Origin of the sequence: Serratia sp. CY71090, from assembly GCF_052166845.1 — a bacterium.
Classification (GTDB): domain Bacteria; phylum Pseudomonadota; class Gammaproteobacteria; order Enterobacterales; family Enterobacteriaceae; genus Serratia; species Serratia nematodiphila.
On sequence record NZ_JBJNOA010000001.1, the window covers coordinates 539,850 to 554,265 of the forward strand.

General features: G+C 64.3%; 15 protein-coding genes. 5 read left to right on the top strand and 10 right to left on the bottom strand.

Annotated features, from left to right (window positions below; translation table 11 throughout):
- Positions 1-2 precede the first annotated feature (2 nt).
- Positions 3-620, bottom strand: coding sequence for a glutathione S-transferase family protein (locus ACJ8OK_RS02480; RefSeq protein ID WP_048324118.1), 618 nt, complete (start codon positions 618-620; stop codon positions 3-5).
- A 99-nt stretch (positions 621-719) separates the two neighbouring features.
- Between ACJ8OK_RS02480 and ACJ8OK_RS02485 the strand changes: the two genes are divergently transcribed.
- The 5 genes from ACJ8OK_RS02485 (at position 720) to ACJ8OK_RS02505 (ending at position 5,613) form a co-directional block, all read left to right on the top strand.
- A complete protein-coding gene (locus ACJ8OK_RS02485) occupies positions 720-1,631 on the top strand; it encodes a LysR family transcriptional regulator (RefSeq protein WP_033632680.1) in 912 nt (303 codons plus the stop codon).
- A 147-nt stretch (positions 1,632-1,778) separates the two neighbouring features.
- On the top strand, positions 1,779-2,576 hold the full coding sequence (locus tag ACJ8OK_RS02490; RefSeq protein WP_048324116.1) for an alpha/beta hydrolase: 798 nt from the start codon (positions 1,779-1,781) through the stop codon (positions 2,574-2,576).
- Between the two features lies 1 nt (position 2,577).
- On the top strand, positions 2,578-2,949 hold the full coding sequence (locus ACJ8OK_RS02495; protein ID WP_442530372.1) for a RidA family protein: 372 nt from the start codon (positions 2,578-2,580) through the stop codon (positions 2,947-2,949).
- A 58-nt stretch (positions 2,950-3,007) separates the two neighbouring features.
- The gene (locus ACJ8OK_RS02500; protein ID WP_085336722.1) at positions 3,008-4,195 is read left to right on the top strand and encodes an amino acid aminotransferase; all 1,188 of its coding nucleotides are present in this window, start codon (positions 3,008-3,010) and stop codon (positions 4,193-4,195) included.
- 20 nt (positions 4,196-4,215) lie between these two features.
- Positions 4,216-5,613 carry an amino acid permease gene (locus ACJ8OK_RS02505; protein WP_021505795.1) on the top strand — a complete coding sequence of 466 codons (1,398 nt, stop codon included), beginning with the start codon at positions 4,216-4,218 and terminating at the stop codon, positions 5,611-5,613.
- A gap of 37 nt (positions 5,614-5,650) precedes the next feature.
- Here the strand turns inward: ACJ8OK_RS02505 and paaY are convergent, their stop codons facing one another.
- The 9 genes from paaY to paaE form a co-directional block, all read right to left on the bottom strand.
- Positions 5,651-6,247: a phenylacetic acid degradation protein PaaY gene (paaY, locus tag ACJ8OK_RS02510; protein WP_021505794.1), complete on the bottom strand. Its 597-nt coding sequence runs from the start codon at positions 6,245-6,247 to the stop codon at positions 5,651-5,653.
- Between the two features lie 12 nt (positions 6,248-6,259).
- Positions 6,260-7,198, bottom strand: a complete 939-nt coding sequence (paaX, locus tag ACJ8OK_RS02515) for a phenylacetic acid degradation operon negative regulatory protein PaaX (RefSeq protein ID WP_033632684.1) — start codon at positions 7,196-7,198, stop codon at positions 6,260-6,262.
- Between the two features lie 79 nt (positions 7,199-7,277).
- Entirely contained in the window at positions 7,278-8,585 is a 1,308-nt protein-coding gene (paaK, locus tag ACJ8OK_RS02520; protein ID WP_004935199.1) for a phenylacetate--CoA ligase PaaK, read from the bottom strand.
- A 15-nt stretch (positions 8,586-8,600) separates the two neighbouring features.
- Entirely contained in the window at positions 8,601-9,806 is a 1,206-nt protein-coding gene (gene pcaF, locus ACJ8OK_RS02525; RefSeq protein ID WP_082996650.1) for a 3-oxoadipyl-CoA thiolase, read from the bottom strand.
- Positions 9,803-10,243, bottom strand: coding sequence for a hydroxyphenylacetyl-CoA thioesterase PaaI (paaI, locus tag ACJ8OK_RS02530; RefSeq protein WP_015378355.1), 441 nt, complete (start codon positions 10,241-10,243; stop codon positions 9,803-9,805). Before paaI ends, pcaF begins: the two co-directional genes overlap by 4 nt.
- The gene (locus ACJ8OK_RS02535) at positions 10,240-11,772 is read right to left on the bottom strand and encodes a 3-hydroxyacyl-CoA dehydrogenase (RefSeq protein WP_049277521.1); all 1,533 of its coding nucleotides are present in this window, start codon (positions 11,770-11,772) and stop codon (positions 10,240-10,242) included. The genes paaI and ACJ8OK_RS02535 overlap by 4 nt, the downstream gene beginning before the upstream one ends.
- Before the next feature lie 2 nt (positions 11,773-11,774).
- Complete coding sequence (gene paaG, locus ACJ8OK_RS02540; protein ID WP_048324096.1) at positions 11,775-12,566, bottom strand: 2-(1,2-epoxy-1,2-dihydrophenyl)acetyl-CoA isomerase PaaG; 792 nt, start codon at positions 12,564-12,566, stop codon at positions 11,775-11,777.
- 3 nt (positions 12,567-12,569) lie between these two features.
- Positions 12,570-13,343: a 2,3-dehydroadipyl-CoA hydratase PaaF gene (gene paaF, locus ACJ8OK_RS02545; protein WP_048324093.1), complete on the bottom strand. Its 774-nt coding sequence runs from the start codon at positions 13,341-13,343 to the stop codon at positions 12,570-12,572.
- Between the two features lie 8 nt (positions 13,344-13,351).
- On the bottom strand, positions 13,352-14,410 hold the full coding sequence (gene paaE / locus ACJ8OK_RS02550; protein ID WP_015378351.1) for a 1,2-phenylacetyl-CoA epoxidase subunit PaaE: 1,059 nt from the start codon (positions 14,408-14,410) through the stop codon (positions 13,352-13,354).
- Positions 14,411-14,416: the final 6 nt, after the last annotated feature.

Below are 14,416 nucleotides of genomic sequence, written 5' to 3' on the forward strand. Positions count from 1 at the left end.
CGTCAGTTCCCCGCCGGTTCCGGCAGGGCCGGCATGGCAAAGAAGCCGGGCAGTGCAGCGATGCGCGCCGCCCAGCGACGTATCGCAGGGTAAGGCGCCAGCGAAATGCCGCCTTCGGCCGCGACCGCCACGTAGCTGTGGCAGGCCAGATCGGCGATGGTCGGGTGTTCGCTGGCCAGGTAGTCCCGCTCGCTCAGATGCTGTTCCATCTGCGGCAGGAAACGATCGCTGACCGCCCGCGCCGCCTGATAGTCCTCCGGCACCGCGAACTGGGCGATCAATCGGCAAGAGGCCGGGCCGTAGCGAACTTCACCGGCGGCTTTGGAAAGCCAGGCCTGCACCCGCGCCGCCGCGGCCGGCTGTTCCGGCAGCCAGTGGCTGTCCGGCGCATAGCGTTTCACCAGATAGACCAGAATGGCGTTGCTGTCGGCCAGCGTCAGATCGCCATCCTGCAAGACCGGGATCTGGCCTAACGGGTTGAGCCGGCGAAAGGCTGCGCTCTGCCGCACCTCCGCCGAGGCTTCGACCCATGCATAGGGCAGCGCCAGCATGCGCAGCAACAACGCTACGCGGTGAACGTGGCCGGAAAGCGGGGTGCCGTAGAGTGTGATGGTGGACATGGCGTTTCTCCTCAGTGCTTTTTTTTCAGCATACTCTTGCGGTGAATGAGCGGAATCCGGCAATGTGGAAATTGATAATTTCACTTATCGGAAGAGTCTATGGATCGGTTAGACGAGTTGGCCATCTTCGTGGCGGTGGTGCAGCAGGGCAGCCTGGCGGCGGCCGGGCGCAAACTGCGGCGTTCGGCGCCGGCGATCACCCGGGCGATCGCCGCACTGGAACAGCGTTTCGGCACCCGGCTGGTGGAGCGCACCACCCGGCGGCTGGCACCCACCGAAGCGGGCGCGCGGCTGTTGGAGCGCGCGCAACAGCTGCTGCAGGATTATCAGGCGGTGGTGCAGGATACCGCCGAAGCGCAGCTGAGCGGCTTGCTGCGCGTTACTTCGCCGGTGCAGTTCGGCCGCCGCTACGTGGCGCCGGTGGTGATGGCGTTTCTCGATGACTACCCGCAGATGCAGATCGAAATGGTGTTGAACGATCGCAATCTCGATCTGATTGACGAAGGGTTGGATATCGCGGTGCGCATCGGTCATCTGCAGGACTCTTCCCGCGTGGCGCGGCGGCTGGGACAGGTCAGCCGGGTGACGGTCGCCAGCCCGGATTACCTGGCGCGCTGCGGTGAACCGCGATCGCCGGCGCAGCTGGCGGAGCATGCCACCATCGTCGGCACCCAGCGGCCGTCGCTGCGCGAATGGCGCTTCGGCCCGCAGGAAAACGGGGAACGGGTGCGATTGGCTCCCCGACTGTTGCTCAATGACGTGGAAGCGCAACTGCTGGCGGTGCGCGCCGGCAAGGGCGTCGCCCGGTTGCTCTCGTATCAGGTGGCGGACGATTTGGCCGCCGGTACGCTGGTGCGGCTGTTGACGGATCATGAGCCGTTGCCGATGCCGGTACAGCTGGTGGCGCAGCAGGCGCAGCACATGCCGCTGAAGGTGCGCGCCTTTTGGGATTATGCATTTGAACGGCTCAGCGCCTTGCCGCAAATTCAGCCGGACGGGCGGGGGAAATAAGCGCAAAAAGTTTCATGGGTTAAACTTTTTCATTATTCATCAGGTTTTATTTTACCGGGCGCGCATTGCTGATGCGCCCGTCTTGACAATAATTTTGCCGGTGCTAATAGTTAATTTACATTTTAAATGATAAACGAAGTTTAATATATGAAACCACTTGCGGGGAGTTATGATAACGGCGCCACGGTGGATAATGAAGCGGCTATTTTGACTTCATTTCAAACTCGCAGCGCGTCTGTTTATAAACAGACGCGCCATGAAAATAATATTGCTTATGGCAACGGCGAACGAGAAACATTGGATTGGCTCTATTCTGCCAAGCAGCATCAGGGGACGTTAATTTTTATTCACGGCGGCTATTGGCAATTCTGCGATAAGGCGGATTTCGCCTTTATCGCCGCCGGGCCGTTGGCGTTGGGTTTTGACGTGGTGCTGGTGGAATATGCGCTGGCGCCCGCGGTGGATCTCGACGAAATATGCCGACAGATCGGGATGGCGCTGGATGCCATTCAGCGCCGCCTGCCGCCGCACTACGCCCATCCGGTTTATCTGTGCGGCCATTCCGCCGGCGGGCATCTGGCGGCGCTCTGGCAGCAGCATGCGTTGGTGGATGCCGTCTTTCCCATCAGCGGCCTGTTCGAGCTGGCGCCGTTGCAACAAAGCTATGTCAATCGGGCGCTGCAGCTGAGCGCGCGGCAAATTGAAACGCTTAGCCCGGCGCGCCGCCTGCCGACGCGCGGCAAACCGCTTACGCTGTATTACGGCGCATTGGAGCTGCCGGAACTGAGAGGTCAGTCGCAACACTATCATGCGGCGCTGCGCCAACGCGGGCTGCCGGCCGATCTGGTCGCGGTGCCCGGCGCCAATCATTTTACCATTCTGGATGCGTTGTTCGCCGCCGACGGCGCGCTGCTTCACCAACTTAACCACCACGGGAACCACTGACATGCGCGAGATCGTAGAGACCGGGCTGCCGGAGATCGGCCAGCCTTTTTCCTGGGCCACCCGGGGCGGCGGCATGCTGTTTACCGCTCACGGCCCGGTGCGGGCGGACGGCAGCATCGACACCGGCGCGCCGGAGCGACAGATTACGCTGACCTTCGATAATCTGGCGCAGACGCTGGAAGCGGCGGGCAGCCACAGCGATAAGGTGATGCAGGTGATCGTGTATCTCACCGACGTCAACGACGTTAAATTACTCGATGATATTTACCGGAAATACTTTAATTATCCTTATCCCAATCGCTCCACGGTCATTGTCGAAAATTTGGTGGTGCCGGGAATGAAAATAGAAATTACCGTCAGCGCCATCGCCTGATTTAATTTCTTCTTAAGTCAGTCTTCATATTAATTCAATAACGAGTTAAGGATGCGTCATGTTTAAACAGATTGCACCTTCCGCCGCCGATCCTATTATGTCGCTGATGGAAGCCTATTTGCAGGATCCCAATCCGAACAAAGTGAATTTAGGCATTGGGCTCTATTACGATCGGCAGGGGAATATTCCGCTGATGCAGGCGGTTGAGGCCGCCGAGCAGCGGTTGCTGGCGCTGCGTCGCCCGCACGGTTATCCGCCGATCGAAGGTTCGCCGCAGTTCGCTCGCCAGGTGCAGACGCTGCTGTTCGGTGAACAACAGGCGGCCGAGATCGCCACGGTGCAGACCGTCGGCGGCTCCGGCGCGTTGAAGCTGGCGGCGGATTTTTTGCGCCACTTTCTGGCGCGCGGTGAAATTTGGGTGTCCGATCCCACCTGGGCCAATCACTGGGCGATTTTCGAAGGCGCCGGGCTGCGGGTGAATACCTATCCCTACTTTGATGAATCGGCGGGCGGCCTGCGTTTCGCCGCCATGCTCGACGCGTTGGACAGCCTGTCGCCCGGCAGCGTAGTCCTGCTGCATCCTTGCTGCCATAACCCGACCGGCACCGATCTGACGGCGGAGCAGTGGCGCGCCACGCTCGCCGTGCTGCAGCGGCGTAACCTGCTGCCGCTGTTCGACATCGCCTATCAGGGCTTCGGCGATGGGCTGGAGGAGGACTGCTTTGCATTGCGCGAAGCGCTGAAAACCGATCTGCCGTTTTTGGTCTGCAACTCGTTTTCCAAAAACGTCGCGCTGTACGGCCAGCGTCTGGGCGCGCTGTCGGTGCGCTGCGCCGATGCGGAAAATGCCGCCAACGTCAAAGGGGCGTTAAAAACGCTGATCCGCCGCAGCTACTCCTGCCCGCCGACGCACGGCAGCCAGATCGTGGAAACCCTGCTCGGCGACGCCGAACTCGGCCGGCTTTGGCGCAATGAGCTGGCGGAAATGCGCTCGCGCATCAAGCAAATGCGTGAACAGCTGGCCGCCGGGCTGGCGCAGGGCGGCTCTTCGCTGGACCACCGGCGCATTCGCGAGCAGCGCGGCATGTTCAGCTATACCGGCCTGAACGAAGCGCAGTTGCAGACCCTGCGGCAGCGCTACGCCATCTATCTGGTCTCGCCCGGCCGCATGTGTCTGCCGGGGCTTAACCCCGGCAACATCGACTATGTGACCGCCGCGATCCTCGACGTCACTCGCACCGCCTAACTCCGCTCGGGAACCCAGCCATGCCACAGATGAATGATTTTGAGCATATCGCCCGCCGCCAGGGCGGGTTGAACAAGCATCTTACCGCCGGGCAGATGTCGATGCTGGCGATCGGCGGCGCCATCGGCACCGGGCTGTTTCTCGGCAGCGCCTACGCCATTCAGATGGCGGGGCCGTCGGTATTGCTGAGCTACCTGATCGGCGGCGTCATTGCGCTGCTGCTGATGGGCAGCCTGGCGGAAATGACCTCCGAACACCCGACGCCCGGCTCGTTCGGCGACTACGCCGAATTCTATCTCGGCCCGCTGTTCGGTTTTCTGGTGCGTTATTCTTACTGGTCTTGCGTGGTGCTGGCGGTGGGCACCGAAGTCACCGCCATCGGCATGTACATGCAGTTCTGGTTCCCGGCGACGCCGACCTGGCCGTGGGTGCTGCTGTTCTCGGCGGCGGTGATCGTCGTTAACGTGATCGGCGTGAAGTCGTTCGGCCAGGTGGAATACGCGCTGTCCACCGTCAAAGTGACGGCGATCGTGGCGTTTATTCTGATCGGCATCGGCATTCTGGCGTTCTCGGGCAACCCGGCCTATGGCCTGCGCAACCTGACCGCCGGCGGCTTTATGCCGTTTGGCGTCAAGGGCATGTGGTTTGCGGTGATCGTGTCCATCTTCAGCTACCTGAGCATTGAGATGATCGCGGTGGCCGCCGGCGAGGCGAAAAATCCGGTGATTGCGGTGAAGGCGGCGTTCAAGGGCACCATCGTGCGGCTGTTCATCTTCTACATGCTGTCGATCGCCCTGATGCTGGCCATCGTGCCCTGGCGCCAGTCCGGCACCGGCGAAAGCCCGTTCCTGATGGCGATGAACGTGATCCATCTGCCCGCCGCCGCCGGCATCTTCAACTTTATCGTGCTGGTGGCGGCGCTGTCGGCGATGAACAGCCAGCTGTACATCACCACCCGCATGATGTTCTCGCTGTCGCGCGCCGGGCAGGCGCCGGCGGCGTTGGGGCGCGTCAGCCGGCGCGGCATTCCGGTCAATGCGCTGGCGATGTCGTGCATCGGCATCGTGGTGTCTATCGTGCTGAGCTTGGTGGCGCCGGAAACGTCGTTTGCCGCCATGATGTCTATTTCGGTGTATGGCGCCTGCTTTACCTGGCTGATGATTTTTGTCACCCACCTGTTTTTCCGCCGCCGGCATCGGCAGACTCACCTGAAGTTCCGCATGTGGGGGTTCCCCTATACCACCTTGCTGGGCGCCGGGCTGATGACGGCGCTGATGATCTCGACCGCGTTTACCGAATTCTTCCGCATGACGTTGTGGTTCGGTATTCCGTTCACCCTGCTGCTGGTGGTGGCTTATCACTTCCAGAGCCGCCGCGCGGCTGCGCCGTCGCCGCTCAAGGCGCCGGAAGTGGAGTAATGCGGGGAGGGGCTGAGGCGCGCCTCAGCCCTGGGGATTAAAGCTGGCTTTTCGGGATCAGGTGATCGCCGAAGCTCAGGCGTTGGCGGCCCGGTTCGATTTCGGTCAGCGGCGCCACTTCGTGCAGCGAGGATTTGCAGCGCTGCACCAGATCCTGATACTCGCGGGTGCCGGCAATCTTCCAGGCCAGCTCCTGTTCGGTCAGATCGCGCAGCACGCGCGCCGGGCTGCCCACCACCAGCTTGTTGGCTTCGATCACCGCCGCGGCTTTGACGAACGCCATCGCGCCGACGATGGTGTTCTCGCCGATCTCCGCGCCGTCCATCACCACCGCGTTCATGCCCACCATCGCGTTGCGGCGAATGCGGCAGCCGTGCAGGATGGCGCCGTGGCCGATATGGCCGTCTTCTTCCACCACCGTGTCCTGCTGCGGGAAGCCGTGCATCACGCAGTTGTCCTGAATGTTGGCTCCGTCGCAAATCACCAGGCGGCCAAAATCGCCGCGCAGGCTGGCGTTCGGGCCGATATACACGTGTTTGCCGACGATCACGTCACCGATCAGCACCGCCGTCGGGTGCACGTAACTGCTGGGGTCAACGACCGGCGTCAGGCCGTCAATCTGATACACAGGCATAGCGTGAGTTCCTTAATATGTAGGGTCGCGCGGCAGGCCGCCGAAGCGCCGATAGTAACCGGCGGCCGGCGCGGGCAGGGCGCCGATGGTGGTCTCCGCCAGCGCGCTGACGTAGTCCGTCGCGGCGCGATCGACCTGCTGGTAGAGATTGATGCACAGGTTGCGGGCGATTTGGCCCTCCCACTGCGCGGGCAGCAGCGCATCCGGCAGCAGCGGATCTTTCAACACCACGCGACGGAAGAAGTGAATCAATAATAGCTTAATCTGGAAACAGCGCAGCGGCGTCAGCGCCGCCGGGTCGACTTCGCGCAGCAGCGTCATCAGTGGCCGGAAGGAGACGATAAACTCGTGATAGCCGGCCGCCACGTCGCTGAGCGACCAGCAGTCGGCCACCAGTTTCTGCAGGGTTTGCTCGGAGCGGTTGTAGGGGTAATCGGCGCGAAAGTAGATCACCTGTTCGCTGGCGTTCAGTTCGCCGAGCAGCGCCGTCACGTCGGTCTGCGCATGGGTGGGGGCGGCCATCAGATTGTTGGCGATCTGCCCGAACCCGAGCCAGCCCAGCTCTTTTTTCAGCCGCGCACGCGCGTTTTTTTCGGCGCATTCCAGCAGCAGCAGCTCCCACTTGCCGTCCCAGGCGGGCTGCTCGCGCAGATAGATCTTCGATTCGGCGTGGCGGAACTGGCGCATTCCCTGCTCGGTCACGCGGTAGAAGCTGCGGCGGCCGATTTTCTCCACCGCCAGCCAACCTTCTTTTTGCAGGCGGAACACCGAGGTGCGCACGAAGCGATCGCCGAAGCCGAAGGCCTCCAGCAGCGCGCTCAGGCTGCCGAGCCACACTTCGCCGCCGCGGTGGCTGAGCGCGTCGCCGTACAGCGAAATGATCAGCGAGGTGCCGCTGATCGGCTGCGCGTCGACGGCGTGGCGAATGAACTCATCCAGTTTATGTTCCATATTTTTCCATGGGTTAGCCTTCGATGAGCCATAACATTACGCCTAATTTGAGGCGGCGTCATCCGTGACGCCGTGCGCCTCAGCGCGGCCGCAGATCGACCACGCGCTGCGCCTTGCCTTCCGAGCGCGGGATATCGCCGCAGTTGGCGATGCTGACGTCGGTGCTGACGCCCACGATCGATTTGATGTGGTGGCGCAGCTGGTGGCAGATGTCGCAACGCTGCTGGTGGCTGAGGCTGAGCGCCGATTCTTTCAGCTCGACGCGCACCGCCAGCGTGTCCAGATGCCCGCTGCGGCTGACCTGCAGCTGATAGTGCGGCGACAGCTGCTCGAACTGCATGATCTGCTCTTCCACCTGCGACGGGAAGACGTTGACGCCGCGGATGATCAGCATGTCGTCGGAGCGGCCGGTGATCTTGCCCATGCGGCGCATCTGGCGCGCGTCCCCCGGCAGCAGCCGGGTGAGATCGCGAGTGCGGTAGCGGATCACCGGCAGCGCCTCTTTGGTCAGGGTGGTAAACACCAGTTCGCCGTGCTCGCCGTCCGGCAGGGCGACGCCGGTCTCCGGGCAGATGATCTCCGGCAGGAAGTGGTCTTCCCAGATGGTGGGGCCGCCGCCGCTTTCCAGACACTCCATCGCCACGCCCGGCCCCATCACTTCCGACAGGCCATAAATATCCAGCGCCTTGATGCCCATGCGGGATTCGATTTCGTGGCGCAGGGCTTCGGTCCAGGGTTCGGCGCCGAACACGCCGAGCCGCAGCGAGCAGCCGCGCGCGTCGCCGCCCATCTTGCGCTCCAGTTCGTCGATCAGCGTCAGGCAATAGGACGGCGTCACCATGATGATGTCGGGTTTGAAGTCGAGGATCAGCTGCGCCTGGCGTTCCGTCTGCCCGCCGGACATCGGGATCACCGTGGCGCCGAGCCGTTCCGCGCCGTAGTGCGCCCCCAGGCCGCCGGTGAACAGGCCGTAGCCGTAGGCGACGTGCACCTTGTCTTTGGCGGTGGCGCCGCCGGCGCGCAGGCAGCGGGCGACGATATCGGCCCAGTTATCGATGTCGCGCTGGGTGTAACCGACCACCGTCGGGCGGCCGGTGGTGCCCGAGGAGGCGTGGATGCGCACCACCTGCTCCATTGGCACCGCGAAGGTGTCGAACGGGTAGTTGTCGCGCAGATCCTGCTTGGTGGTGTAGGGGAAGCGCGCCAGATCGCTCAGCTGCTTAAGATCGTCGGGGTGTACGCCCGCCTGATCGAACTTGCGCTTGTACATCGGCACATTGTCGTAGGCGTGGTGCAGCGTCCACTTCAAACGCGCCAACTGCAACGCTTCAATCTCATCACGCGAGGCGAATTCGATCGTTTCGAGGGGCTGTGGATTTATTGTCATGGTTAGCCTCAGGGGTCAGACACGCTCAATGATCATGGCGATGCCTTGGCCCACGCCGATGCACATGGTGCAAAGCGCGTAGCGGCCGGCTCGCCGTTCCAGTTCAAACAGGGCGGCCAGCGCCAGGCGCGCGCCGCTCATGCCCAGTGGGTGCCCCAGAGCGATCGCGCCGCCGTTGGGGTTAACCTGCGGGGCATCGTCCGGCAGGCCAAGCTGGCGCATCACCGCCAACGCCTGGGCGGCGAACGCTTCGTTCAGTTCGATGACGTCCATCTGCGCCAGGCTCAGCCCGGCGATCTCCAGCACCTTGCGGGTGGCCGGCAGCGGGCCGATGCCCATCAGCCGCGGCTCCACGCCGCAGGTGGCGGTGGCAACGATGCGCGCGCGCGGCGTCAGCCCCTGGCGCACCGCCATCGCTTCGGAGGCGACGATCAGCGCCGCCGCGCCGTCGTTCAGGCCCGAGGCGTTGCCGGCGGTGACGCTGCCGGGCTGACGGAACGGGGTTTTCAGCGCCTGCAGCTGCTCGAAGGTGGTGTCGGCGCGCGGGTGTTCATCCTGGCTGAACAGGGCGACCGCGCCTTTTTTACCGGTGAGGCTGACCGGGGCTATCTCCTGCGCCAGGTGGCCCAGCGCCTGCGCCCGGGCGGCGCGCTGCTGGCTGCGCAGCGCAAAGGCGTCCTGATCGGCGCGGCTGATATTGAACTGCGCCGCGACGTTTTCGGCGGTCTCCGGCATCGAATCGGTGCCGAACTCGGCCTGCATGCGCGGGTTGACGAAGCGCCAGCCGAGGGTGGTGTCGTACAGCTGCGCCTGGCGGCTGAAGGCGCTGTCGGCCTTGCCCATCACCAGCGGCGCGCGGGTCATCGACTCCGCGCCGCCGGCCAGCAGCAGCCCGGCGTCGCCGGCTTTGATGCTGCGCGCCGCCATCGCCAACGCATCCAGGCCCGAACCGCACAGGCGGTTCACCGTGGTGCCGGAAACGCCGACCGGCAATCCGGCCAGCAGCAGCGCCATGCGCGCCAGATTGCGGTTGTCTTCCCCTGCCTGGTTGGCGCAGCCGAGGATCACGTCGTCCAGCTGTGCCCAATCCACCTGCGGATGGCGCTCCAGCAGCACGCGCAGCGGCAGGGCGGCGAGGTCGTCAGCGCGCATCTGCGCCAGCGCGCCGCCGTAGCGGCCGATCGGGGTGCGCACGCCGTCGCAGATAAATGCCTGATTCATGCCTGATCTCCTAAAATGCTGTGGCCAAGGCGGTGCGCGCGGCCGCGAAACCAGGCGACGGTTTTGCCCTGTTGATTGACGATTTCGACGTCATACAGCCCGGTGGCTTTGCCCTGATGGCGCATCTGCGCGCTGGCGGTGAGGCGATCGCCGGCCAGCGCCGGGCGGACGAAGTCGATGCTGCAGCCGGAGGCCACCGCCGCCAACCCCTGGCTGTTGCAGGCGTAGGCGAAGGCGGTGTCCGCCAGGCTGAACAGTTGGCCGCCGTGGCAGGTTTGGTGGCCGTTGAGCATCTGCGGGCCGACGGTCATGCTGACCTGCGCGTACCCGGCGTCGACGGCGTCGATGTGCATCCCCATCGCCTGAGCGCAGGTATCTTGCTGGAACATCTGTTCGGCGCAGCGCTGAGCCAGCGCGCGCGGCGTATTGGCGTTCATCGTTCGGCTCCTGGGAAAGAGGCGGGGGAAGCGTAGCGGCGCAGCAGCGGCATCGGGCGATAGCGCGCTTCGCCGTAATAGCGTTGCAGGTTTTCCAGCGTCGTCAGAATGTGACGCCAGCCGAGTGCGGCGCCCCAGGCCAGCGGGCCGCGCGGATAGTTGACGCCGCGCAGCATCGCCAGATCGGTATCTTCGGCGCCGGCGACGCCTTTGTTCACCACGTCGAGCGCTTCGTTGGCCAGCATGGCCAGGGTGCGCATCGTCAGCAGGCCGGGATAATCCGGCAGTTGAATGACCTGCTTGCCGAGGGACTGCAGCAGGCGAATCGCGTTGGCATTGTGTTGCGCGCCGTTTTGCGCCGCGCAGCTGATGGCGATGGCGGAGGCATGCGCATAGTCGGCACAGAGATCGAACAGCACCACAGGCGTTCCACGTTCGTCGGCCAGTTGGCCGGCGGTTTTACCATTGGTTAACATCAGTGTAACGTCGTCGATCGTGAGGTACGGGCTGGTCTGGCCAGGTTGTTTGATCGCCCCCGCATTTTCGATCAACAGTTCCGCTAAATCGGCCAGCGAAGACCAGTCGCCGTGCAGCGTGACGCATTGCGGCGGCGCGGCCTGCGCCGGCGGCGCAAAGGCGATCATCTCTGCGGCGGGGCGTTGCGCGTCGTAGCGGTAGAAGCCGCGGCCGGATTTGCGGCCGAGATGTCCGGCGGCCACCAACTCCTGCTGCACCAGAGAGGGGGTGAAGCGCGGATCCTGGTAGAAGGCCTGATACACCGAGTCGGTCACGGCGTAATTGACGTCCTGGCCGATCAGATCGGTCAACTGCAGCGGGCCCATGGCGAAGCCGCCGGCGTCGCGCAATACCGCGTCCAGGGTGGCGGCGTCGGCCACCCGTTCCTCCAGCGCGCGCAGGGTTTCGGCGTAGAACGGCCGCGCCACGCGGTTGACGATGAATCCCGGCGTTGAACGGCACACGACGCTTTGCTTACCCCAGCGCTGCGCCAGGGCCTGCAGCGCCGCGAGGGTCTCGGCCCCGGTCTCCAGACCGCTGACGATCTCCACCAGCTTCATCAGCGGCGCCGGGTTGAAGAAGTGCAGCCCGGCCATGCGCTGCGGGTGTTGCAAGGCGCCGGCGATGGCGGTGATCGACAGCGAGGAGGTATTGCTGGCGAACAGCGCCGTGGGCGAGCAGACCGCTTCCAGATCGCGGAACAGGCTCTGCTTAATCGCCAGATTTTCCGCCACCGCTTCAATCACCAGCGTGCAGTCGGCCAGTTGCTCGAGCGAGTCGGCGCGTTCGAGGCGCGCCAGCAGCGCCTCGGTGGCGTTGGCGTCGGCCTTGCCGCCGTCGACCCGCTGCCGCAGGCGGCGAGCGAGTTCGTCTATCGCGCGCTGGGCAGCAGCGGGCGCGATGTCGAACAGCCGTACCGGGTGGCCGGCGGCGGCGGCCACCTGGGCGATGCCGATGCCCATGGTGCCGGCGCCGATCACCGCCACCTGGCCGTTAAGAAGGGGCGCGTTCATGGCTATTTCCCGCTGAAGTTTGGCGTGCGTTTGGCAAAGAACGCGCTGACGCCTTCGCGGTAGTCGTCGCTGCGGCCGCCCAATCGCTGCAGATCGCGCTCCAGATCGAGCTGCTGATCGAGGCTGTTGGTGGCCGAGCTGTAGATGGCTTTCTTGATAAGACCCAGACCGTAAGTCGGCTGGGTGGCCAGATGGCGCGCCAGCGTTTGCGTGCGGTCGGCCAACTCCTCCGCCGATACCACCTGCCAGATCATGCCCCACTCCAGCGCCTGCTGGGCGCTGATTTTGTCACCCAGCAAGGCCATGCCCATGGCGCGGGCGTGGCCGGCCAGCCGCGGCAGGAACCAGCTGCCGCCGGAATCAGGGACTAGCCCCAAACGGCAGAACGACTGAATAAAGCTGGCGTTGTCGGCGGCGATGACGATATCGCACGCCAGAGCCAAAGCGGCGCCGGCGCCGGCCGCCACGCCGTTGACCGCGCATACCACCGGTTTCGGCAGGGCGGTCAGGCGGCGGATCAGGGGGTTGTAGAAACGTTCGACCGACAGGCCGAGATCCGGCGCCTGTTGATCGGCGCTGACGTTGCGATCGTTGAGATCCTGCCCGGCGCAGAAACCGCGCCCGGCGCCGGCGATCAGCAGGCAGCGCACGCTGTCGTCGCGCTCGGCCTGCGTCAGCGCTTCGCCCAGCTGGCGATGCATCTCGTCGTTAAAGCTGTTGAGCCGATCCGGCCGGTTGAGGGTCAGCGTCAACACGCCGGCGTCGAGATGGCTGAGAATCAATGCGTTATCCATAAATCAGCGCCCCTGATAGTTTGGCGTACGTTTTTCGAAAAAGGCGGCGATGCCTTCGCGGCGATCGTCGGTGGCGGCCAGGGTGACGAACTGCTGACGCTCCATCGCCAGCCCCTGGCTAAGGCCGATTTCCTCGGCCTGTTTCAGCGCCTGTTTGGCGGCGCGCAGCGCCAGCGGCGCCTGACGGCTGATGCGATCGGCAATCTGCTGCGTGCGTTCCAGCGTCAGGGCATCGACACACACTTCGCTGATAAGGCCGGCCTGCAGCGCGATGCGGGCGTCGATGGCTTCGCCGGTCAGCACCATCTGGCTGGCGCGCGATTTGCCGACGCAGCGGATCAGGCGTTGAGTGCCTCCGGCGCCCGGCATCAGACCAAGGGTGATCTCCGGCAGGCCGAAGCGGGCGCTTTCACCGCCGATGACGATGTCGCAAGCCAGCGCCAGCTCGCAGCCGGCGCCCAGGGCATAACCGTTCACCGCCGCCAGCAGCGGCTTGCTGAAGTGCGCCAGACGCTGCCACAGCTGTGGACGGCGATCCGCCAGCGCGGCCGGCAGATCCTGTTGTTGCAGTTCGCGCAGATCGGCGCCGGCGGCGAAGAAGCGCGCCGCGCCGGCGATCACCACGGCGCCCACGCCGCTGTCGGCGTCGGCCTGCTCCAGCCGGGCAACCAGCTGTTCCAGGCACGGCGTGCTCAGGGCGTTACGCGCCTCCGGGCGATGCAGCGTCAGCGTGACCACGCGGTGTTGCTGCTGATGCAAAATAAACGGGGTATCCATCGCGGCTCCTAGACGTCGAAGTCCAACACCACGCCGTCGCCTTTCGGCCACGACTGGCAGCTCAATACGTAGCCCGCCGCCAGCTGATCCGGCTCCAGGCTGTAGTTGACGCCCATCTCCACCTGGCCGGCCTTGAGACGGCATTTGCAGGTGGCGCACACGCCGCCTTTGCAGGCGTAGGGCAGATCGGCGCCCTGGCGCAGCGCGGCATCGAGAATGCTGTCGTCCTGTTCGCCGACCTCGATATCCAACCGGCGGCCGTCGAGCAGGATCGCCACCCGGGTGGCATTGCGATCGCCGCTGTGGCGCGGGCGGGCGACCAGGCCGCTGGTGTTGAAACGTTCGCTGTGGATGTGATTGGCCGGTACGCCGGCCTGTTCCAGCACGGTCTGCGCGTCGTCCATCATCGATTCCGGCCCGCAGATGAAGGCGTGGTCATAGTCGCGGAAATCCAGCAGCGCGCCGCCGATCGCCGCCAGGCGTTCGCGGTCGATGCGGCCGCTGAGCAGCGGGCTGTCGAGACTCTCCTGGCTGAACAGGTACAGCGGCTGAAAACGCTGCGGATAGCGGTTTTTCAGATCCGACAGCGCCTCTTTGAACATCATTGAACGGCTGTTGCGGTTGCCGTAGATCAGGGTGAAGCTGCTGCCCGGCTCAAGCTGCAGCGTCGCCTTGATGATCGACAGCATCGGCGTGATGCCGGAACCGGCGGCGATCGCCAGATAGTTGCCGCGGCGCTCCGCCTGCGGCTGATAGCCGAAGCGCCCCTGCGGCACCATCACTTCCAGCGCATCGCCGACTTTCAGCATGCGGTTGACGAAGCCGGAGAAACGGCCCTGATCAATCGCTTTTACGCCGATCTGCAGCAGGCCTTCCTGCGGCGAACTGCAGATGGAATAGCAACGCCGCAGCTCTTCGCCGTTGACTAGCGCCTTGAGCGTCAGATGCTGGCCGGGGGTGTAGCGGTATTGGTTTTGCAGCTCTTCGGGCACCCGCAGGGTGATGGCTACGGCGTCCGGCGTTTCGCGCTCGATGGCGGCGACGTTCAGGCGATGAAAGACCGTCATGGTGTC